Origin of the sequence: Rhodoblastus sphagnicola (genome assembly GCF_002937075.1) — a bacterium.
GTDB classification, from domain to species: domain Bacteria; phylum Pseudomonadota; class Alphaproteobacteria; order Rhizobiales; family Beijerinckiaceae; genus Rhodoblastus; species Rhodoblastus sphagnicola.
This window is the reverse complement of the sequence record NZ_NHSJ01000138.1, coordinates 62,212-82,356: the sequence shown is the minus strand read 5'-3', so window position 1 is coordinate 82,356 and position 20,145 is coordinate 62,212. Positions and strand designations below refer to the sequence as shown.

Annotated in this window: 18 protein-coding genes and 1 pseudogene; 10 read left to right on the top strand and 9 right to left on the bottom strand. The window is 62.8% G+C overall.

The window, feature by feature from the left end; genetic code table 11:
• Positions 1–13: 13 nt before the first annotated feature.
• The 5 genes and pseudogenes from lptB to CCR94_RS23665 all read left to right on the top strand — a co-directional run.
• Positions 14–721: pseudogene (gene lptB / locus CCR94_RS23685) on the top strand (LPS export ABC transporter ATP-binding protein); the annotation flags it as partial.
• Positions 722–882: 161 nt separating this feature from the next.
• Entirely contained in the window at positions 883–2,454 is a 1,572-nt protein-coding gene (rpoN, locus tag CCR94_RS23680; RefSeq protein ID WP_104510735.1) for an RNA polymerase factor sigma-54, read from the top strand.
• Positions 2,455–2,580: 126 nt separating this feature from the next.
• Positions 2,581–3,177, top strand: a complete 597-nt coding sequence (gene hpf, locus CCR94_RS23675; RefSeq protein ID WP_104510734.1) for a ribosome hibernation-promoting factor, HPF/YfiA family — start codon at positions 2,581–2,583, stop codon at positions 3,175–3,177.
• A 216-nt stretch (positions 3,178–3,393) separates the two neighbouring features.
• The gene (gene ptsN / locus CCR94_RS23670) at positions 3,394–3,861 is read left to right on the top strand and encodes a PTS IIA-like nitrogen regulatory protein PtsN (RefSeq protein WP_104510733.1); all 468 of its coding nucleotides are present in this window, start codon (positions 3,394–3,396) and stop codon (positions 3,859–3,861) included.
• A 55-nt stretch (positions 3,862–3,916) separates the two neighbouring features.
• Positions 3,917–4,594 (top strand): sulfate transporter family protein, encoded by a 678-nt coding sequence (locus tag CCR94_RS23665; protein WP_104510732.1) that lies wholly within the window; start codon positions 3,917–3,919, stop codon positions 4,592–4,594.
• On the opposite strand, the gene CCR94_RS23660 is transcribed toward CCR94_RS23665, so the two are convergent.
• The 9 genes from CCR94_RS23660 to rsmI form a co-directional block, all read right to left on the bottom strand.
• On the bottom strand, positions 4,595–5,602 hold the full coding sequence (locus CCR94_RS23660; protein ID WP_184421356.1) for a complex I NDUFA9 subunit family protein: 1,008 nt from the start codon (positions 5,600–5,602) through the stop codon (positions 4,595–4,597).
• 77 nt (positions 5,603–5,679) lie between these two features.
• Complete coding sequence (locus tag CCR94_RS23655; RefSeq protein ID WP_275112840.1) at positions 5,680–6,051, bottom strand: MaoC family dehydratase; 372 nt, start codon at positions 6,049–6,051, stop codon at positions 5,680–5,682.
• A 41-nt stretch (positions 6,052–6,092) separates the two neighbouring features.
• Positions 6,093–6,503, bottom strand: a complete 411-nt coding sequence (locus tag CCR94_RS23650) for a hotdog family protein (protein WP_104510730.1) — start codon at positions 6,501–6,503, stop codon at positions 6,093–6,095.
• A gap of 1 nt (position 6,504) precedes the next feature.
• On the bottom strand, positions 6,505–7,719 hold the full coding sequence (locus tag CCR94_RS23645; RefSeq protein ID WP_104510729.1) for a beta-ketoacyl-[acyl-carrier-protein] synthase family protein: 1,215 nt from the start codon (positions 7,717–7,719) through the stop codon (positions 6,505–6,507).
• A complete protein-coding gene (locus CCR94_RS23640; RefSeq protein ID WP_338053024.1) occupies positions 7,716–7,991 on the bottom strand; it encodes an acyl carrier protein in 276 nt (91 codons plus the stop codon). Before CCR94_RS23640 ends, CCR94_RS23645 begins: the two co-directional genes overlap by 4 nt.
• A gap of 223 nt (positions 7,992–8,214) precedes the next feature.
• Complete coding sequence (locus CCR94_RS23635; protein WP_104510727.1) at positions 8,215–9,897, bottom strand: PHA/PHB synthase family protein; 1,683 nt, start codon at positions 9,895–9,897, stop codon at positions 8,215–8,217.
• Between the two features lie 334 nt (positions 9,898–10,231).
• On the bottom strand, positions 10,232–10,420 hold the full coding sequence (rpmF, locus tag CCR94_RS23630) for a 50S ribosomal protein L32 (protein WP_088522423.1): 189 nt from the start codon (positions 10,418–10,420) through the stop codon (positions 10,232–10,234).
• 130 nt (positions 10,421–10,550) lie between these two features.
• Positions 10,551–10,922, bottom strand: coding sequence for a YraN family protein (locus CCR94_RS23625; RefSeq protein ID WP_104510726.1), 372 nt, complete (start codon positions 10,920–10,922; stop codon positions 10,551–10,553).
• On the bottom strand, positions 10,919–11,839 hold the full coding sequence (gene rsmI, locus CCR94_RS23620; protein WP_104510725.1) for a 16S rRNA (cytidine(1402)-2'-O)-methyltransferase: 921 nt from the start codon (positions 11,837–11,839) through the stop codon (positions 10,919–10,921). The genes CCR94_RS23625 and rsmI overlap by 4 nt, the downstream gene beginning before the upstream one ends.
• Before the next feature lie 178 nt (positions 11,840–12,017).
• On the opposite strand from rsmI, the gene CCR94_RS23615 reads away from it, so the two are divergent.
• The 5 genes from CCR94_RS23615 (at position 12,018) to CCR94_RS23595 (ending at position 20,136) form a co-directional block, all read left to right on the top strand.
• Positions 12,018–13,214 carry a penicillin-binding protein activator gene (locus CCR94_RS23615; RefSeq protein WP_104510724.1) on the top strand — a complete coding sequence of 399 codons (1,197 nt, stop codon included), beginning with the start codon at positions 12,018–12,020 and terminating at the stop codon, positions 13,212–13,214.
• Between the two features lie 111 nt (positions 13,215–13,325).
• Complete coding sequence (gyrB, locus tag CCR94_RS23610) at positions 13,326–15,770, top strand: DNA topoisomerase (ATP-hydrolyzing) subunit B (RefSeq protein ID WP_244594209.1); 2,445 nt, start codon at positions 13,326–13,328, stop codon at positions 15,768–15,770.
• A gap of 400 nt (positions 15,771–16,170) precedes the next feature.
• On the top strand, positions 16,171–17,253 hold the full coding sequence (gene pheS / locus CCR94_RS23605; RefSeq protein ID WP_104510723.1) for a phenylalanine--tRNA ligase subunit alpha: 1,083 nt from the start codon (positions 16,171–16,173) through the stop codon (positions 17,251–17,253).
• A gap of 22 nt (positions 17,254–17,275) precedes the next feature.
• Positions 17,276–19,705 carry a phenylalanine--tRNA ligase subunit beta gene (gene pheT, locus CCR94_RS23600; protein WP_104510722.1) on the top strand — a complete coding sequence of 810 codons (2,430 nt, stop codon included), beginning with the start codon at positions 17,276–17,278 and terminating at the stop codon, positions 19,703–19,705.
• Positions 19,706–19,839: 134 nt separating this feature from the next.
• The gene (locus CCR94_RS23595) at positions 19,840–20,136 is read left to right on the top strand and encodes a hypothetical protein (RefSeq protein ID WP_104510721.1); all 297 of its coding nucleotides are present in this window, start codon (positions 19,840–19,842) and stop codon (positions 20,134–20,136) included.
• Positions 20,137–20,145: the final 9 nt, after the last annotated feature.

The following is a 20,145-nucleotide window of genomic DNA, read 5'->3' as shown; positions in this document are numbered from 1 at the left end:
AGCGATGCTGAACGTCCATCACTTGGGAAAAGCCTACAAATCTCGCCATGTCGTCGAGGATGTCAGCCTGAACGTCAGACGCGGCGAGGCCGTGGGGCTCCTCGGACCCAACGGGGCGGGCAAGACGACCGTCTTTTACATGATCACGGGCCTGGTCAAGCCGGACAAGGGCATGATCGAACTCGACGGACATGACGTCACCGGCCTGCCGATGTACCGGCGCGCCCGATTGGGCATTGGCTATCTGCCACAAGAGGCTTCGATTTTTCGTGGCCTGACCGTCGAGGAAAACATTCGCGCCGTTCTCGAAATCGCCGAACCCGACCGCAACCAGCGCGCGCAACAGTTGGAAGCCCTGCTCGAGGAGTTCGACATCAAGCGTCTGCGCAAGTCCCCCTCCATCGCCCTTTCCGGCGGTGAGCGGCGGCGCTGCGAAATCGCGAGAGCCCTTGCGAGCAATCCCTCTTTCATGCTGCTCGATGAGCCTTTCGCGGGCATAGATCCCATCGCCGTGGGCGATATCCAGGACCTGGTTCATCACCTGAAAGGGCGCGGCATTGGCGTCCTGATTACCGATCATAACGTCCGTGAAACCCTCGGCTTGATCGACCGGGCCTATATCATCCACTCCGGTCATGTTCTGACGGAGGGAGGGCCCGACGAGATCGTGGCCAACCCGGAGGTCCGCCGCCATTATCTTGGTGAAGGATTCAGGATGTGACGATCCCGGCGGGGTCCGTCTGACGCAGAGACAAAACAACTATTTGGCGGCATTAACCTTGTTCCCGCCCTTCATTTCGTTGATGATTTTTTTCTTGGCGGCTTCCCTCAAAAGGGTGTAAGCAAGAAACGGGCCGTTTTTCCATAGGTTCGTGAGTCTCAATGGCTTTATCCGCAAAAATGCTGCTTCGGCAGGGCCAGTCGCTGGTGATGACGCCGCAGCTTTTGCAGGCGATCAAGCTGTTGCAATATTCGAGCGTCGAACTCTCCGCCTTCGTCGAAGAGGAGCTGGAGCGCAATCCGCTGCTCGAGCGGGTGGAAGAAACCGCCGACCAACCCCTGACGGGCATTGACGCGCTCGCGGAAGCGCAGGACCAGAAAGCCCAATCCGAATTTTCGTCCGGCGAACCGCAAGAGTCCGACTGGAGCAGCGATCAGCTTGCTGTTTCAGGTCAGGCTCTGTCGGACAGCCTGGGAACGGATGTCGAAAACGCATTTGATGCGGAGCGGGACTTGTCGCCCGCCGCCGACCAGACCAAGCTCGAATCGCTGGGCATGTCCGATACGGCCTGGTCTGGAGCAGGCGGCGGCGAAAGCTCGGGCGAATCGAGCAATATCGAAGCCTATATCGCTGAAGAGACCACTCTGACCAATCATCTGGCGCGCCAACTCGCCATTGCGACGTCGGACCCTGTTCAGCGGATGATCGGCATGGCGATCATAGACGCCCTGGATGAGGCGGGCTACCTCCGGGAAAAAACCGAAGATATTGCAAATCGCCTCGGCGCGACCGACGAAATGGTCGAGGAAGCGCTCACCCTGGTTCAGAGCCTCGATCCGACGGGCATCGCGGCGCGCGATCTCGCGGAATGTCTCGCCTTGCAATTGCGCGAACGCGACAGGTGCGATCCGGCCATGCAGGCGATGCTCGCCAATCTGCATCTGGTCGCCAAGCGCGACCTGGCGGCGCTGCGGAAAATATGCGGCGTCGACGACGAGGATATCACGGACATGCTGGCGGAGATCCGAACGCTTGACCCCAAACCTGGGCGGGTCTTCGGCTCAACCGCGTCGACGCTCGTCATCCCCGATGTCATTGTCAAGTCCGCCAGGGACGGTTCGTGGGTGATCGAGTTGAACGCCGAGGCGCTGCCGCGCGTGCTGGTCAACCAAACCTATGCCGCGCGCGTTTCCCGGGCCAACAATGGCGACAATGACAAGACCTTCATTTCCCAGTGTTTGCAGACCGCCAACTGGCTCACGAAGAGCCTCGAACAGCGCGCGCGCACGATCCTGAAGGTGGCCACCGAAATCGTGCGCCGGCAAGACGCCTTTCTTTCGCAGGGCGTGGAATTCCTGCGTCCGTTGAATCTCAAGAATATCGCCGACGCCGTCGGTTTGCACGAATCCACTGTTTCCCGCGTCACGTCGAACAAATACATGTCCACGCCGCGCGGAATGTTCGAACTCAAATATTTCTTCACCGCCTCGATCGCCGCCCACGGCGGCGGCGACGCTTACTCCGCCGAAGCCGTTCGATTCAAGATCAAGCAGATGATTGACGCCGAGGCGCCGAACGCTGTGCTGTCGGACGACGCCATTGTCGAGAAACTGAGGGAACACGACATAGATATCGCGCGCCGCACGGTCGCCAAATACCGGGAAAGCTTGAAAATCCCGTCTTCCGTCGAGAGACGGCGCGAAAAGCAGTCGCAAACGGCGCGTTTCGCATGAAAGCTCTTCCAGCATTGACTTCGGTGGCGTAGGCTTCTAACCCTCTCGTTCCAAGCAGCCCGCTTCGAGCGGCGCGCAAAGGATGGTCGTCAGCAACGCGAAAAGCGTCTCTATCGGAACAATGACATGGGTTTGCGCATCTCTGGAAAGAACATAAACATCGGCGAGGCTCTGCGTACACATGTTTCCGAGCGTCTTAAGAGCGTAACAGAGAAATATTTCGATGGCTCGGTGACGGGACACGTCACGATCGAACCCGAAGGTTCCGGTTATCGCGCGGATTGCACCCTGCACCTCGCCTCGGGCGTCACCATTCAGGCCGAAGGCCGCGCCCAGGAAGTTTACGCGAGCTTCGATCAGACCGCCACGCGAATCGAAAGCCGTATGCGTCGATACAAGCGCAAGCTGAAGGATCGCAGCGCATCGCAGCAACGCGAGGCTCCGGCCGAACCGGTTCACTACACCGTTCTCAGCGCGCTTGACGAGACAGAGGAAGCGCCTTCCGAGAGCGAGTTCAAGCCGGCGATCGTTGCGGAATCCGAAAAGGTGCTACAGCAATTGTCGGTATCGGCCGCGGTGCTGGAACTGGACCTGACAGGCATGCCCGTTTTGGCGTTTCGTCACGCAACCACAGGCCGCGTGAATGTCATTTACCGTCGCACGGACGGCAACATCGGCTGGATCGATCCAGCCGGAAGCGCCAAGGCGTCTTCGGGGGCGTGATGCTGTTCGGAAAGGGGAGAGCGTTGGCCTTGCGTTTACGCTACGCATGGCCAATGGCCGCGTTTCAATATAGAATGGTTGGCCGGTCGTGCGTAGAGCTTGCGACGGGATGCTGATGGTCTGGGCATTATTCCCGCTCTGGAGAAGCCAGTTGAGCAGGGATGTGATTTACGCCCGAAAATCGCCCTTTCGGCGCTGTGACGGAATGTGATCCGAATGCCGCTAGAACAAATCATTGTTCCCAATGCAATCATCCCTGCCTTGCGGGTCAACAGCAAGAAGCAGGCGCTGCAGGAGTTGAGCGAGAAGGCCGCGGAGATATCGGGATTGCCGGCTCGCGAGATCTTCGACGCCTGGATTCAACGCGAGAAACTGAATTCCACCGGGTTGGGCGACGGCATCGCCATCCCGCACGGACGCCTGTTGAACGCCAATCGTATTTTCGGGCTTTTTGCGCGTCTGGAACGCCCGATCGACTTTGAGTCGCTCGATAATCAGCCCGTGGATATTATTTTTGGATTGATTGCGCCCGAATCGGCGGGCGCGGATCACCTGAAGGCGCTTGCGAGTATCGCCCGCGTCCTGCGAAACCCCGCCACGGTCGCCAAAATTCGCGCGACCCGCGAGGCCTCCGCGCTTTATGCTCTTCTGATCCAGCCAGCGCGGGCTTCCGACGCCGCATGACGGTAACGACTCTTCGTTAAAACAATCGGTTTGGCGCGCTGTTCGGGAACGATCAATGCTTGGTGACGCACTCGCCAGTCTCAGGGAAATCTTCACGCCGGCATTCCGGGGCGTTCTCGTCAAATCCTTGAGCCTGACCTTCGCGATCCTGGCCGCCCTCTGGCTTGTTCTCGATCGCCTTGCCCTGTCCGTTTCCGCCGGTTCCATTACGGCCCCCTGGCTGGTCCTCATCGTCAAGGTGACGACGGCGCTGGGGTTGTTCGTCGGCCTGATCTTCCTGATTGCGCCGGTGTCGATGCTCGTCGCCGGCTTTTTCCTGGACGAACTGGCCGAGCATGTTGAAACGAGCATTTATCCCGCCGGACGGACGGGAAAGATCGCGCCGGCGCTGCAATCCATCTGGTTGGCGCTGAAATTTTCGATGGTTTCGCTGCTGGTCAACGTCGTCGCCTTCGGCCTTTGGCTGCTGCCCGGAATCAACGCCGTGATTTTCTTCATGGCGAACGCCTATCTGTTTTCACGAGAATATTTCGAACTCGCGGCCCTGCGGTTTCACCCGATCGACGAGGTGCGAAATCTTCGTATCCGCAATCGATTCACGATTTTCAGCGCAGGCCTGATCATGGCTGTTGTCGTCGCGACGCCGGTCCTGAACCTGGTCACGCCGCTGTTTGGCGTCGCGTTCATGGTTAGACTCCACAAACGCCTCGCGCCACCGACGCCGCAAGCCTGATCAGGCGAGGCGCTCGTCGGCGAATTGACCGCCCTTGCGATAGCGATGGAGATAGGCGGGAACGATGGCTTCCATCGATTCGGGCGTAATACCGAGTCCTTTCAGCGTGCGGCCTTCGGCCTCGGCTTCGGCGGACACCACGTTGTCATGCTTCAGAAGCTCGACCTGATCGCGCGTGAAGACGAACTCCGCCGGCAGCAAGCCGAGCAGCGCCTTGTTGGCCAGCTCCGTGATCCCGCCGATGGTCGAGGCCAGACCGAACGAGATCGGAGCCAGGACGCGCGGCCGCTTGGTCACGGCAAGCACGAACGCCATGAGTTCCCGCATGGTCCGGATCGCGGGACCGCCGAGTTCATAAACAGCGCCCGGTCTTCCTTCGCCCGCCAGCAGCCGCGAAGCGGTCGCGGCGACATCGCCGACGTAAACCGGCTGCAATCTGGTGGTTCCGCCGCCGATCAGCGGCAAAGCGGGCATCAAACGGGCCATCGAGGCGAAACGGTTGAAGAACTGGTCTTCCGGACCGAACACAACAGACGGGCGCAAGATATTCGCATGCGGCGTGGCGGAAAGGACCGCAGCCTCCCCCAGCGCCTTGCTGCGCGCATAGGCGGACGCTGAATTGGCGTCGGCGCCGATCGCGGACATATGCACGAACTTGCCAATGCCCGCGTTCTTCACCGCGTCCGCGACGGCGGCGGCGCCTTGCGCCTGGACCCGATCGAAGCTTTGCTTTCCGGTTTCCGCGAGAATGCCGACCAGATTGACCGCCGCTTCGGCGCCGCTGAGCGCGGCGGCGAGCGATTCGGGAAACCGGATGTTGGCCTGAACGGCATGAATTTGTCCGACCTTGCCAAGAGGCTGGAGGTGATAGGCGAGTTCGGGGCGGCGCGTGGCGACGCGGACGCGCCAGCCCTCTCGCGCCAGGGCGCGGACAAGATGGCGTCCGATGAAGCCCGATCCGCCAAAGACGGTGACGATACGATCGCTGGAGCTTGAGAAGTCTCTCATCATGCGCGCCTTTGCTGCTTCGTTCGCGGGGTGTTAGTCAATACTGAAACGTTGGTCCATGCGTCTGTTTGAGGAGGTCAGGGCGAGCGCGGTCCCATGCGCGCTTCGCCCATCAAGGCCGGCGCGCCATGCTCCGTATGCGCCATCAACCGCAGAACCCCCACAAACCCGGCATCGCCGTCCTCGACTTTCGCGACGCGTCCCGAAAGCGTCGCGCGTTCGCCCTCAAGCACGGGCGTCAGGAATTGCCCTTTCAGGCTCAAAGCCAACAGGTCCGCGCGCCAGTCCCGCAACAACGGCTCGAATGCCGCGAGCAACCGCATCCCATGCACGGGCCGCGCGGAAAAACCGAACCGGCGGGCGAAGGGCAGATCAAGGTGCAACGGGTTTGAATCGCCGGAAGCTGCGGCATAGGCGGCCAAATTTTCATGAGAAAATGGGCCGATCACCCATATCGGCAGTTTCTCGCCACTTTTAAGCGCCGGAGAGATCAAACGGGGGCCTCGGAAACAGGAATTGCAGCCGGATCGATCAAACGAAGCGTCGAAACCACGCTGCCGACGATGGAGCCGTCGACGGCGTGAATCTCCGCCGTCGCAATCAGGCGGGGCGGATCCATCTCGCGTCGTAATTCCAGCATGAGATCGTAAGCCTTGTCGAGTTGCAGCGGCTCGAAATAGTCAAAATTTTGCGCCTCATGCACGGGAAGACCGATTTCTTGCGCGGCGGCGCGGATCGGTTCGCCGATTTCCGGGCTTTTCATCCAGACAACCGGGAAACTGAGGGGCACCGCGCCGTCCTCGTCGCGCCAACCGGTTTCACGCCGGAACGCCCGCACCGCCTCCTTCGCCGTGGTGACGCGCAGGGGACCGGCGCGCTGAACTGTCGGCGCGCCCGTCATGTCAAGCCGCCGGCGTGACAATGAGCGATGCGTTGATGCCGCCGAAAGCGAAGGAGTTGGAAAGCACCGCGCGCATGGGCCATTCAACGGCCGCCGCGCCAACCAGCCTGATCGCGCAGCGCGGATCCTGAAGCTCGACATTCATGCTGGGGGGGGCGACTTGTTCCCGCAACGCCATCACGGAAATGACGAGTTCGATCGCGCCCGCCGCGCCAAGCGTATGACCGTGAATGGGCTTTGTCGATGACACCAGCAAGTTTTCGCAATGCGATCCGAAACTGCGATTCAACGCCTCCGCCTCGTTGGCGTCATTGGCGACGGTGGCGGTCCCGTGGGCGTTCACATAGGCGATATCTTCCGGCTTGAGGCCGGCGTCGTCCAGAGCCATGTTCATGCAGGCGGACGCGCTCGCCTCGTCCGGGCGGACCGGATCGAGCGCGTCGCTGTTGGTGCCGTATCCGGCGAGATAACACAGCGGGCGGGCGCCGCGCGCGCGCGCGATCTCCTCGGCTTCGAGGATGAATATCGCCGCGCCTTCGCCCAACACCATGCCATTGCGGTTCTTGGCGAAGGGCCGGCACAGATCGGGGGTCAGAACACGCAAGCTTTCCCAAGCGCGCATGGCGCCGTTGGTTGCGCAGGCTTCGGCGCCGCCGACGATGGCGCGATCGATCATGCCCGATCGGATCATCTGCATGGCCAGGCCGATGGCCTGGGCGCCGGACGAACACGCGCTCGCCACGGCGAAACACGGACCGGTCGCGCCAAATCGCATCGACAGCAACGCCGGCCCCGCGCTGGGAATGAGTTTTGGCACCGTCAGCGCCTCGGGCCGCTTGTTGGCGAAATAGACGGAGTAGATGCCGTCGTCGATCGTGTGCATGCCGCCAATGCCGGTGCCGAGCAGAGCGGCGCAGCGCGGACCCTGGCGCACGGCGCGATCGAGTCCCGCCTGGGCGAAGGCCTCATCGGCCGCAACCAGCGCATAGGCGGCGAAACGGTCGGCAAATGGCGCGACTCCCGGCTCGAGGCGCGCGTCCACATCGAAATCACGCACCTGGGCGGAAATCTTGATCCGTCCACCGTAGGGCTGGCGCACCTCCAGCGCCCCCACGCACGATTGCCCGTCGCGGGCGGCGCGCCATAAAGGTTCGACGCCGGTTCCTGCGGCGGACACGGATCCCATGCCCGTGACGACGACGCGGCGAGCGGTCATTTCTCCGCTTTTTCCTTGATGATATGCGCGCCGATCGCCTCGACCAGGCCCTTGAGGTCCTTGGCCTCCTGGAACGAGCCGTCCATCGGGATATAAACGTCGAATTTTTCTTCGATCGCGGTCAGGATCATGACGATATCGATGGATTTCAATCCCAGGCTTTCAATCGTCGCGTCATCTTGTAGTTTTTCGCGAGAAATCATCCCCTCGGTCGCGATCACGTTGAGAATCTCGTTGACCATCGCTTGCTGGTCATTCGGGGCCGAAGTCACAAGCTCACCTCTGATTGCAGTCGCTGCTCAGTCGCCGAATTCCGCCCGCTTTGCGGCGGAAAATCGGCGGATTTGTTATCGCGCGTTCGAACGCGATCTTTCTCATGTAGCAAATGCCTTGGGCTCGCACCAACAATTTTCGGTCGAGAAGGCCGAGGCCCGCCGCTTGACCGCGCCATCGCCCAGGTCAGCGTTGCGACACATATCAGCGTTGCAACACATATCAGCGTTGCAACACATACATGCCGGGGGCATCGCACAGCGCGGGCGCCATCGGAGGAGGATCGATAGGCGGACCGGAAAGCGAATCGAGCCAGTCAACCCATGCCAGCCACCAGGAACCCGCGAAGTGTGGCGCGCGCGCCAGATAGTCGTCCGGCGTTGGCGACGGCTGGCCTTTTGCGCGCTTCATAAGGCGGTACGAGCGATTCTTGTGTCCGGGCTCGCTCACGATTCCGCTGTTGTGGCCTCCCGAGGCCAGCAGAAACACGGTGTCGCCGGGGATCAAATCAACAATCTTGAATACGGATCGCCAGGGCGCGACATGGTCCGTCTCCGCGCCCACGGCGAAAATTGGGGCGGCGATCGCGGCAAGGTCAACGGCGCGCCCTCCGGCCAGAAACCGTCCCTTGGCCAAATCATTGTTCAGGAACATTCCGCGCAGATATTCCGAATGCATGCGATAGGGCATTCGGGTCGCGTCGGCGTTCCAGGCCATCAAATCGTTTGGATGCTCTCTTTCTCCGAGCAGATAGGTTTTCACGATCCGAGACCAGACGAGGTCGCGCGCCCGGAGCATGCTGAAGGCTCCGGCCATTTGCCACGCTTCAAGATAGCCCTGCCGGGCCATCAGGCGATCCAATCGATCAAGCTGCGTCTCATCGATGAAGATCTTGAGTTCTCCCGGCTCGGAGAAATCCGTTTGGGCGGCCAGGAGCGTCAAGCTCGCGAGGCGCCCATCGCCGTCTCGCGCCATTGCCGCCGCCGTGGCGGCGAGCAGTGTTCCACCCAGGCAATAGCCGAGGGCGTGAACAGATTTGGCCTTGGTGATGTGTTCAATGGCGTCGAGCGCGGTCATCGGACCCAGTCGGCGGTAATCGTCCAGACACGTCTGAGCCAACTCCCGGCCTGGATTGCGCCATGAGATGCAAAATACCGTATATCCCCGACCAACCAGGTAGCGAATCAACGAATTGTGCGGAGAGAGATCAAGAATATAGTATTTCATGATCCAGGCTGGAACGATAAGAACAGGCTCCGGCCGTGTTTTCTCGGTCACAGGTGTATATTGAATCAACTCAATCAGTTCATTGCGCAAAACCACCTTGCCGGAGGTCGCGGCGAGATCCTTTCCAACGATATAATCGCTGGGAGCGCGCTTGTGAGAATATTCATTGCTCAGATCATCCAAGCAATATTGCGCTCCTCGAACCAAGTTGAGACCGCCCTGTTCCAGGGTCACGCGCAGAACTTCGGGATTCATCCATGGAATATTCGACGGGGAAAAAGCGTCGAGCCATTGACGCGCCGCAAAAGCCGCCAAATCCGCGTGATGAGCTGAAATTCCGGGAACGTTGCGCGCGGCTTGTTCCAGCCATCCTTCCGCCAACTGGAAATTCCGCGCAACGAAATTGAACGGCGGCGCGCGCCAAGCGGGATCGGAAAATCGATGATCGTCCCTACCGGTCTTGGGAACCTCGCCGTCGCGGATCGCGCCTTGCGCGTCTTCAAAGGCGACCAGCCCCTGTTTGAGCCAAAAAGCCGGATTCGCCGCGGCGTGGCTGAAGACATCCATCAAGGCGGGTGTCAACGTGTCCGGCGCGAGCGGCCCTGGCAACCCGCCCTCGTCAGCCGCGCCCGACGGTTCATCGCGTGGGGGCTGCCCAGTGGTTGCGCTTTCAGGCATTTACGGACTCCACGCGCGCATTTATAGCGCCCGACGGAACATTTTCCAATGCCTTTGACCAGACCCGCTTGCGCGACTATCCGCGCCTCCGATCGGAGGCTCCCTCACGGCGTGTCGGCTTTCCGAAGGATTTGGTCGTCTTGCAGGCTGGCGCCCGTTGCGGGAAAACCCAGCCTTGCCGTCGCATCGCCGCGCAAAAGCGTGACGTTAAAGAAAAAGGCCACAGCTTTGAAGCCATGGCCCTTCACGTTGGAATTTAGCTGTCGCAAAAATCAGCAACGCCAAAACTGAAGGGCTGGAATTCCCCGGCCCTTTCACCAGATCGCTGTCTGGATCAATCTTCCTTGGACTTCAGCGTCAAGACCTGACGACCGTTGTACATGCCCGTCTTGAGATCGACGTGATGCGGACGGCGCAGTTCGCCGGAATCCTTGTCCTCGACATAGGTCGGCGCGGCCAGCGCATCGGCCGAGCGCCGGAAGCCGCGCTTCATCGGCGAGGTTTTTCTTTTCGGAACAGCCATTTTCTTCTCCGTGCCCGCTTGCGCGAGGATGTTCTAGGCGCGCAATCGGGGGCGCGCGGAAATTCAAGAGCGCGTCTCATACAGAGAATGTCGCGAAAAGGCTAGAGCGCGCGACAAAAAAACTCGGCGTTCAGCGGAACAGGTCGAGCGTGAAGGCGTCGGCGACATGCTGCGGCGGACGGCCCGGCGAGATGAAAATCGCGTCGCCTCGAACAATGAGATTGGCGGCCCAATGATTGCGGGAAAGCCAAAACCGCGCCGCGCGCGAGATGCGCGCGACCTTGACCGCCGTGATCGCCTCCCGCGCCATATCCACTTGGGGCCGCGCCTTCACCTCGACAAAGACCACGGTCGCGCCCCGATGCGCCACAATATCGATCTCGCCGCCCCGCGCCACGACATTGCGCGCGACGATCCGATAAAGTTTGAGTCGCAGCCAGAGCGCCGCCAGGCTTTCGGCGCGCAGTCCGAATGCGCGCGCCTTTTGTCTTTCGTGGGTCATTCGGCCTTGTCTTCGACGGAAATCTCCAGAGCGCGCGCGTAAATCACCCGTCGCGGGTGACCTGTCTCGGCGGAGACGACGCTGGCGGCGTCCTTGACTGAAAATTTCCGCAAGGCGGCCCGAATGCGGTCGTCGAGGGCGGCGCCCGCAAGCGCGGGCGCTTCCTCGCCGGGCGGCGCCACCAGAAGGACGATTTCGCCTTTTGGCGGGCCGTCCCGCTCATAATCCACCGCCAAGACATCGAGCGCGCCGCGTCGCACGGATTCGAAATGCTTGGTCAGCTCGCGCGCGACCGCCGCATCGCGCGGGCCCAGCACGGCGGCGAGGTCGCCAAGCGTTTCCACCAGCCGGCGCGCGGATTCGAAAAACACCAGCGTGCCGGGAATGGCCGCCAATTCCGCGATGCGCGCGCGCCGCGCGCCGCTCTTGGCGGGAAGAAACCCCTCGAAGAAAAAGCGGTCGGTCGGCAAGCCCGCGACCACCAGGGCGGCAAGCACCGCCGACGGGCCCGGCGCCGAAGTCACCGGCAAGCCAAGCGCCACGGCTTCGACCACCAGCTTGAACCCGGGATCGGACACCAGCGGCGTGCCGGCGTCGGAAATCAGGGCGAGGCTTTCGCCTTTTTGCAGCCGCGCCAGCAAGATCGGCCGCATGGCGGCGGCGTTGTGCTCGTGATAGGCGACCAGCGGCGTGGCGATGCCGTAATGCGCAAGCAGGTTGCGGCTGACGCGGGTATCCTCGGCGAGAACGGCGTCGGCCGCCGCCAGCGTCGCCAGGGCGCGCAAGGTGATGTCGCGCAAATTGCCGATCGGGGTGGCGACGACGTGCAATCCGGGCGCTATTCTCTCGGCTTCCGCGCGCAATCCGAACGCGACGAAGGATGAAACCGGCTGCGCATTCGACGGATCATGCACCATGGCGCGCGCCTTTCGAGAAACACGACTTCGCAAAAAGCGGGCCAGCCCTCGGCGACTCGCCGCTTTCAGTTGCCAGACCGCTCGCCTATGCCGTATGACTGCGCTTCAGGATCTGTCAAGCGCGTACAGCTGAAGGACCGCCTTCGACGCAACGCGGAGGAAGAGTTTGCGGCTTTCCATGGATTTTTGGCCTCGCGCCATCGGCTGCTGCCTCGTTGCGGCGCTCGTCGGCTGTTCGAGTACTGGTCTGGGGTCCTTGACCCGCACGGACGAGGCGCTGAACGCCCCCGTCGCTCCCGTGCAATCTTCGGCCCTCCCAGGCGCGGCGGCCAATGGCGGCGTCATTGGCTCAGGCCCGATCAAGGTGGCGCTGATCCTGCCCCTGACACAAGGCTCCGGGCCGAGCGCCGTTGGCCAATCCATGCGCAACGCCGCGGAATTGGCGCTTTCCGAAGCGGGCGCGTCGGACATTACCCTGCTGGTCAAGGACGATCGCTCGACGCCCGACGGCGCGAGGGAGTCCACGCACGTGGCGCTGAACGAAGGCGCCGAATTGATCCTGGGGCCGCTGTTCGCGGGCGACGTGCGCGCGGCGGCCGAAGCGGCGCACGGCGCTGGAAAGCCGGTGATCGCCTATTCCACCGACATGTCGGTTACGACAAAGGGCGTCTATCTCCTGTCGTTCCTGGTCGAGAATTACGTCGACCGCATCGTGGATTACGCCGCCAGCCACGGCAAGAAATCGATCGCGGTGATGGCGCCAAACAACGACTACGCCAACGTCGCCCTCGGCGCCCTGCAACAGGCCGCCGCCCGACGCGACATGCGCGTCGCCGCGATCGAGCGTTACAATTCCGGCTCCGCGAAGGAGGCCGCAAGCAAGATCGCCGCGCTTGGCGGCCAGGTCGACGCCTTGTTCATCCCGGAGCAGGCGGCGGCCATGCCGGACGTCGCCCGCGCGCTCGCCGCCAATGGCCTCGATTCGCACAAGCTGCAAATTCTCGGTACGGGATTGTGGAACGATTCGCGTGTGCTGAGCCTCCCCGCGCTGCAAGGCGCCTGGTTCGCCTCGCCCGAGAATGCCGGATTTGTCGGCTTCGCCCAGCGCTACCGCGCCAAATTCGGCGCCGACCCCACGCGAGTCGCGACCTTGGCCTACGATTCCGTTTCCTTGGCGGCGGCCCTGGCGCGGACCCAGGGCGCCCGCGGCTTCAGCGAAGAGGTTCTGACCAGCGCCACGGGCTTCAACGGCGCCGATGGCGTGTTCCGCTTCAAGCCAGATGGCGGCAACGAACGGGGATTGTCGGTGCTTCAGGTCAACAACGGCTCGACGACCGTCGTGAGTCCGGCGCCGCGCAGCCTGACCGGCGCCTGATCGGGGATAAGCGGCGGGAACGCCGCGTTCCACCGCCCTTTCGCCTGATTTTCCTCTATGATGCCGATTCCGAATCAAGGCGAAGCCGCCGTTTTTTTCAAGGACCCCAAAGTGACAGACGAAGCCGCAGCCACGCCCTCCAATGATGACTATGGCGCGGACTCGATCAAGGTGTTGCGCGGCCTCGACGCCGTGCGCAAACGCCCGGGCATGTATATTGGCGACACCGACGACGGTTCGGGCCTCCACCATATGGTATATGAAGTCGTCGACAACGCCATCGACGAAGCGCTCGCGGGCCACGCCGATCTGGTCACGGTGACGCTCAACGCGGATGGCTCCTGCACGGTGACGGACAACGGGCGCGGCATTCCGACCGGCGTGCATACCGAGGAGGGCGTGTCAGCCGCCGAGGTCATCATGACCCAGCTTCACGCCGGCGGAAAATTCGACCAGAACAGCTACAAGGTTTCCGGCGGCCTGCATGGCGTCGGCGTGTCCGTGGTCAACGCCCTGTCATCGACGTTGCTCCTGCGTGTCTGGCGCGACGGGCTGGAGCATGAGATCAGTTTCGCGCATGGCGACGCCGTGGCGCCGCTGAGGGTGGTGGGCGACGCGCCGATCGAGGACGGCAAGGCCAAGCGCGGCACATCCGTGACCTTCCTGCCCTCGACGGAGACATTCACGGGAACCGAGTTCGATTACGCCACCATCGAACATCGGCTGCGCGAACTGGCCTTTCTCAATTCCGGCGTGCGCATCGTGCTGACCGACGCCCGCCACGCCGAGATCAAGACCGAGACCCTGCATTACGAAGGCGGCCTGGAAGCCTTTGTGCGTTATCTCGATCGCACCAAGTCTCCGCTCATCACCAAACCAATCCAGATCCGCGGCGAACGCGACGGCATCACGGTGGAGGCGTCGCTGTGGTGGAACGATTCCTACCACGAGAATGTGCTGGTCTTCACCAACAACATTCCCCAGCGCGACGGCGGAACGCATCTCGCGGGTTTTCGCGCGGCGTTGACGCGCCAGGTCACGGGCTATGCCGAGAATTCCGGTTTGACCAAGAGGGAAAAGGTCGATCTCACCGGCGAAGATTGCCGCGAAGGTCTGACCTGCGTTGTGTCGGTCAAGGTTCCCGATCCGAAATTCTCCTCGCAGACCAAGGACAAGCTGGTTTCGTCCGAGGTTCGCCCGGTGGTCGAGGGGGTCATCAACGAACTCCTGGGCCAATGGCTTGAGGAAAGCCCGTCCGAAGCCAAATCCGTGGTCGGCAAGGTGGTGGAAGCCGCCTCGGCGCGCGAGGCGGCGCGCAAGGCGCGCGAACTCACACGCCGCAAGGGCGCGCTGGATGTCGCCAATCTGCCGGGCAAACTGGCGGATTGCCAGGAGCGCGACCCCGCCAAGGCCGAACTGTTCATCGTCGAGGGCGATTCCGCGGGCGGCTCGGCCAAACAGGGCCGGAACCGGGAATATCAGGCGGTTTTGCCGCTGCGCGGCAAGATTCTCAATGTCGAGCGCGCGCGCTTCGACAAAATGCTGTCCAGCGAGCAGATCGGCACCTTGATCACCGCGCTCGGCGCCGGCATTGGCCACGACGAGTTCAACATCGACAAGCTGCGCTACCACAAGATCATCGTCATGACCGACGCGGACGTGGACGGCTCCCACATTCGCACGCTGCTGCTGACGTTCTTCTACCGGCAGATGCGGCCTCTGATCGAGAATGGCTTTCTCTATATCGCCCAGCCGCCGCTGTTCAAGGTCAAGCGCGGGTCGTCCGAGCAATATCTCAAGGACGAGAAGGCCATGGACGACTACCTCATCAGCAATGGCGTCGAAGGCTCGGTGATGCGGCTCGCCTCGGGTGAGGAGCGCGCCGGCGCCGATCTGCGCGCGCTGGTCGAGGATGCGCGCTTCATCCGGCAGGTGCTCAACAAGTTGCACAACCGTTACAACCGCACGGCCGTGGAACAGGCGGCGATTTCAGGCGCGCTGAAGCCCCTGAATGCTTTGTCGGAAGAGGAGGCCGCCGGCAAGGCGCAGGAAATCGCGCGGCGTCTCGACGCCCTGGCCGATGAGGTCGAGCGGGGGTGGACCGGACGCGCCGAGAGCGGCGGGTTTGTGCTGACGCGCGAGTTGCGGGGCGTGAAACAGGTTTTTCACCTCGACGCCGGATTGCTGGCGTCGGCGGAGGCGCGCCGGCTCGACGAGCGCGCCGAAACCCTGCGCCAAAGCTTTTCGGAGCCGGCGGTCTTGTCGCGGCGGGGCGATGAAACGCGGATCAGCGGCCCCGTGGCGCTGCTGGGCGCGATCCTCGGCGCTGGCGGAAAAGGCGTGACCCAGCAGCGATACAAGGGTCTGGGCGAGATGAATCCGGAGCAGCTCTGGGAAACCACGCTTGACCGCGAAGCGCGATCGCTGTTGCAGGTGAAGGTGAAGGAAGGCGACGAGGCCGAGGATCTGTTCGTGAAGCTGATGGGCGACGTGGTCGAACCGCGTCGCGAATTCATTCAGGACAATGCGCTCAACGTGGCCAATCTCGACGTATAAGTTCCGGTTGAGCGGAGAGCGGCGCCGCTTTGACGACTCACTTTAATATATAGGCAGCACCCACAGTCGCGAATGAACACCTCTCGCGTTGGTTGCAGGGAAACTACCGTCCGTCGCCGGAAGGGACCGAAAGCAGGCTGGCAGCCCCTATTTTTCGACTGAGTCAGTCTTGAGTGTCATTCTTTTCCAAAGAGTCGGATGAACGGTGACAAGTGAGTCAGACTTTGTTGGCCAGTTGGGCCGAAAAGGGCCATAAGTGAGTCAGGCTTTTGGTTTCTCGATCAGGTGTGATGGTCGCTTGCCGATAAAGCGTTGAAAGCCCGCCGCGACCCGGCGGGCTTTTTTGCTTTTCAGCGTTGCCTCCGCGTGGCATTACGCGCAGCAACGCAAGGCTGAATAAATGTCCGATCTCTCCAAACTCGAAGCCGAAACCCTCGCCGCCATTGACGCCGCCGACGCCGAGGCCGCGCTGGAAAACGTCCGCGTCGCGGCGCTGGGCAAAAAGGGCGCGATCTCGGCCCTGCTCGCCACGCTTGGAAAAATGTCGCCGGAGGAGCGCAAGGCCGAAGGCGCCAAAATCAACGCCCTGAAGGACAAGGTCAGCGAAGCGCTCTCGACGCGGAAAACCGCGCTCAAGGAAGCCGCGCTCGAAGCCCGTCTCGGAGCGGAAACGCTGGACGTGACGCTTCCCGCCCGCGCCAGCGGCCTCGAAACCGGCCGCATCCATCCGATTTCGCAGGTCATGGACGAGTTGACCGCGATTTTCAGCGACATGGGCTTTTCCATCGCCGAAGGGCCGGATGTCGAAAGCGACGACTATAATTTCACCAAGCTGAACTTCCCGCCGGGACATCCGGCGCGCGAGATGCACGACACGTTTTTCTTCAACCGCAAGGAGAACGGCGAGCGCAAGCTTTTGCGCACCCACACCTCCCCGGTGCAGGTGCGCACCATGCTGAAAAACCCGCCGCCGATCCGCGTGATCTGTCCTGGCCGGACCTATCGCTGCGATTCCGACCAGACCCACACCCCCATGTTCCATCAGGTCGAGGGCCTCGTCATCGACCGCAAGGCGCATATGGGCCATCTCAAATGGGTCCTCGAAGAGTTCTGCAAGACCTTCTTCGAAGTGCCCAATGTGAAGATGCGTTTCCGTCCAAGCTTCTTCCCCTTCACGGAGCCTTCCGCCGAAGTCGATATCCAGTGTTCGCGGAAAAACGGCGAAATGCGCTTCGGCGAGGGCGACGACTGGCTGGAAATCTTGGGCTGCGGCATGGTCCATCCCAATGTGCTGCGCAATTGCGGCGTCGATCCCGATGAGTTCCAGGGGTTCGCCTGGGGCATGGGCATAGACCGCATCGCCATGCTCAAATATGGCATGAACGATCTGCGCGCCTTCTTCGAAGCCGATCTGCGCTGGCTCCAGCATTACGGCTTCAGGCCGCTCGACCTGCCGACGCTCGCGGGCGGCCTTTCAAGCTGAACCCCGCTCTGAGAGACAAAAAATGAAATTCACCCTCTCCTGGCTGAAAACCCACCTCGACACCGAGGCCTCGCTCACGGAAATCGCCGACACGCTCACGCGGATCGGCCTTGAGGTCGAAGGGCTCGAAGACCCGGCGGAAACCCTTGGCGGCTTTCGCATCGCGCGGATCGTCACGGCGGAACCGCATCCCAACGCCGACCGCCTGCGCGTCTGTCAGGTCGATGTCGGCGCCGCCCAGACCGTTCAGGTCGTCTGCGGCGCGCCCAACGCCCGCGCCGGCCTGAAGACCGTGTTCGCCCCGCCCGGCACGTATATTCCCGCCAAGGATTTCACCATCGCCAAGGGCGTCATTCGCGGCGTCGAATCCGGCGGCATGATGTGTTCGCCGGAGGAACTCGGCCTTGATGGCGACAGCAGCGGTATTTTCGAACTGCCCGAGGACGCCCCGGTCGGCGCGTCCTACGCTGCATATGCCGGCCTCGACGATCCGCTGATCGATATCAATCTGACCCCCAACCGCTCGGATGCGGCCAGCGTTTACGGCATCGCGCGCGACCTCGCGGCGGCGGGCCTTGGCCTGCTCAAGGGCGAGGCGCCGGCGCCCGTGGCCGGCGCCTTTCCCTGTCCGGTGACGCCGAAGCTCGATTTCGCCGCCGAAGACGCCAAGCTCGCGCCCCTGTTCGCCCTGCGGCTGGTGCGCGGCGTGAAAAACGGCCCGAGCCCGGATTGGCTGCGGGCGCGGCTGAAAAGCATCGGCCTGCGTCCGATCAACGCGCTGGTGGACATCACCAATTTCATGACGTTCGATCGTGGCCGGCCACTGCATGTGTTTGACGCCGCCAAGGTGGCGGGGGGGCTCGCCATACGCCGCGCCAGGGCGGGAGAAAGTCTGGTCGCGCTCGACGGCAAGACCTATGCGCTCGACGAAAACATTGTGGTCATCGCCGATGACACAGGCGTGCAATCGCTCGCCGGCGTGATGGGCGGCGAGAGCACGGGCTGCGATGAGACGACCACCGACGTTCTGATCGAATCGGCGCTGTGGGACCCGGCCAATATCGCCCAGACCGGCCGCAAGCTCGGCATTGTCTCCGACGCGCGCTATCGCTTCGAGCGCGGCGTCGATCCCGAATTCACCGTGCCCGGCCTCGAACTGGCGACGCGCCTGGCGCTCGACCTCTGCGGCGGCGAAGCGTCGGAGATCGCCGTCGCCGGCGCCCTGCCCGCGCCCGCCGAGGCCATCGATTTCCCCTTCGCCGAGGTGCGGCGCCTGACCGGCGTGTCGCTCGATCCCAGCGACATGGCGGCGAAGCTGGAGGAACTCGGCTTCGCCTTGGCCGCGCAGCCCGGCAACGCCGGCCACATTCAGGTGCGCGCCCCGAGCTGGCGCCCGGACATCGAGGGCAAGGCCGATCTTGTCGAGGAAATCATCCGCCTCGCCGGCCTCGACCGCGTCACCCCGACGCCGCTTGAACGCGACGGCGCGGTGGCTGGTCCGGTCCTGACCCTGTTGCAGCGGCGGGTGCGCGGGTCGCGCCGGGCGCTGGCCGCGCGCGGTCTGGTGGAGGCCGTCACCTGGTCCTTCATCTCCAAGCCGCAAGCCGAGCTTTTCGGCGGCGGCGCGCCGGAACTGGCGCTGGCCAACCCCATCGCCGCCGATCTGTCGGACATGCGCCCGAGCCTGATCCCCGGCCTGATCGCGGCGGCGAAAGCCAATGCCGCGCGAGGACTCGGCGACATCGCCCTGTTCGAGGTCGGCCAGATTTTCAAAACCGACGCCGAGAACGGCCAGTTCATCGCCGCGAGCGGCCTGCGGCGCGGAACCGCCAAGCCGGCGGGCGCGGGCCGTCACTGGGACGGCAAGGCCGGCCCCGTCGATGTGTTCGACGTCAAGGCCGATCTGTTCGCCTTGCTTTCGGCGCTTGGCGTTTCGGCGCAGGCCGTGCAACTGGTTCCCGGCGGCCCGGCCTTTCTCCATCCCGGTCGCTCGGCCACGCTGCAATTCGGCCCGAAAAATATTTTGGGCTGGTTCGGCGAACTGCACCCCCGCGCTTTGGAAACCCTCGATGCGACCGGGCCTCTGGTCGCCTTCGAAATCCTGCTCGACGCGCTGCCGGCGCCGAAGGCCAAGCCGACCCGCGCCAAGCCGAAGCTGGACCTGTCCGACTTCCAGCCGCTGGAGCGTGATTTCGCCTTCATCGTCGACCACGACGTCAAGGCGGCCGATCTGATCAAGGCGGCGCAGGGCGCCGATCGTCACATGATCGTCAATGTCGGCGTGTTCGATCTTTATGAAGGCCCGGGCGTTCCCTCGGGCAAAAAGTCCGTGGCGCTCAACGTGACGCTTCAGCCCCGCGAAAAAACCCTGACGGACCTCGAGATCGAGGCCCTCAGCGGCAAGATCGTCGCGGAGGTCGCCAAGAAAACGGGGGGCGCCTTGCGCGGTTAACGCCACCGGGAGGCGAGGATGGCTGAAAAATTCCGCCGTGATGATCCGCTGACGTCGGATGTCGCGCCGGATGGCGTTTTTGGTGGCGAGATGGTCCGCTGGACCGCCTCGTCCTTTGCCGCGTCCAACCGCTGATGCGTCTGTTCGCCGCCCTGTTGCTGCTGATATGCTGCGCGGACGCCGCCAGGGCGGCGGACCCCTGCGCCAAATACACTGACGCCGACGCCTACAATTACTGTCTGGCGGGGTCCGGCCCGGTGGCCCGCCACAGGCCCTCCTCGAAGGCGCCTTCGCGCGCGTTCGCGCCCGAGAACGCCCGGCGCGTGCCGCGTCCGGCCTCGGAAAAGATGACCGGCCGTTCCTTGCCGCCGGGGATGGTTCGGAAGCCGGCGCCCCGAGGACGCGTTCGCTTCGAGATCATCGTGCGCTGAAACGCGAGC

Coding starts and splice junctions, on each gene's coding strand:
- rpoN (WP_104510735.1), top strand. CDS start 883: ATGGCTTTATCCGCAAAAATGCTGCTTCGGCAGGGCCAGTCGCTGGTG.
- hpf (WP_104510734.1), top strand. CDS start 2,581: ATGGGTTTGCGCATCTCTGGAAAGAACATAAACATCGGCGAGGCTCTG.
- ptsN (WP_104510733.1), top strand. CDS start 3,394: ATGCCGCTAGAACAAATCATTGTTCCCAATGCAATCATCCCTGCCTTG.
- CCR94_RS23665 (WP_104510732.1), top strand. CDS start 3,917: ATGCTTGGTGACGCACTCGCCAGTCTCAGGGAAATCTTCACGCCGGCA.
- CCR94_RS23660 (WP_184421356.1), bottom strand. CDS start 5,602: ATGAGAGACTTCTCAAGCTCCAGCGATCGTATCGTCACCGTCTTTGGC.
- CCR94_RS23650 (WP_104510730.1), bottom strand. CDS start 6,503: ATGACGGGCGCGCCGACAGTTCAGCGCGCCGGTCCCCTGCGCGTCACC.
- CCR94_RS23645 (WP_104510729.1), bottom strand. CDS start 7,719: ATGACCGCTCGCCGCGTCGTCGTCACGGGCATGGGATCCGTGTCCGCC.
- CCR94_RS23635 (WP_104510727.1), bottom strand. CDS start 9,897: ATGCCTGAAAGCGCAACCACTGGGCAGCCCCCACGCGATGAACCGTCG.
- rpmF (WP_088522423.1), bottom strand. CDS start 10,420: ATGGCTGTTCCGAAAAGAAAAACCTCGCCGATGAAGCGCGGCTTCCGG.
- CCR94_RS23625 (WP_104510726.1), bottom strand. CDS start 10,922: ATGACCCACGAAAGACAAAAGGCGCGCGCATTCGGACTGCGCGCCGAA.
- rsmI (WP_104510725.1), bottom strand. CDS start 11,839: ATGGTGCATGATCCGTCGAATGCGCAGCCGGTTTCATCCTTCGTCGCG.
- CCR94_RS23615 (WP_104510724.1), top strand. CDS start 12,018: ATGGATTTTTGGCCTCGCGCCATCGGCTGCTGCCTCGTTGCGGCGCTC.
- pheS (WP_104510723.1), top strand. CDS start 16,171: ATGTCCGATCTCTCCAAACTCGAAGCCGAAACCCTCGCCGCCATTGAC.
- pheT (WP_104510722.1), top strand. CDS start 17,276: ATGAAATTCACCCTCTCCTGGCTGAAAACCCACCTCGACACCGAGGCC.
- CCR94_RS23595 (WP_104510721.1), top strand. CDS start 19,840: ATGCGTCTGTTCGCCGCCCTGTTGCTGCTGATATGCTGCGCGGACGCC.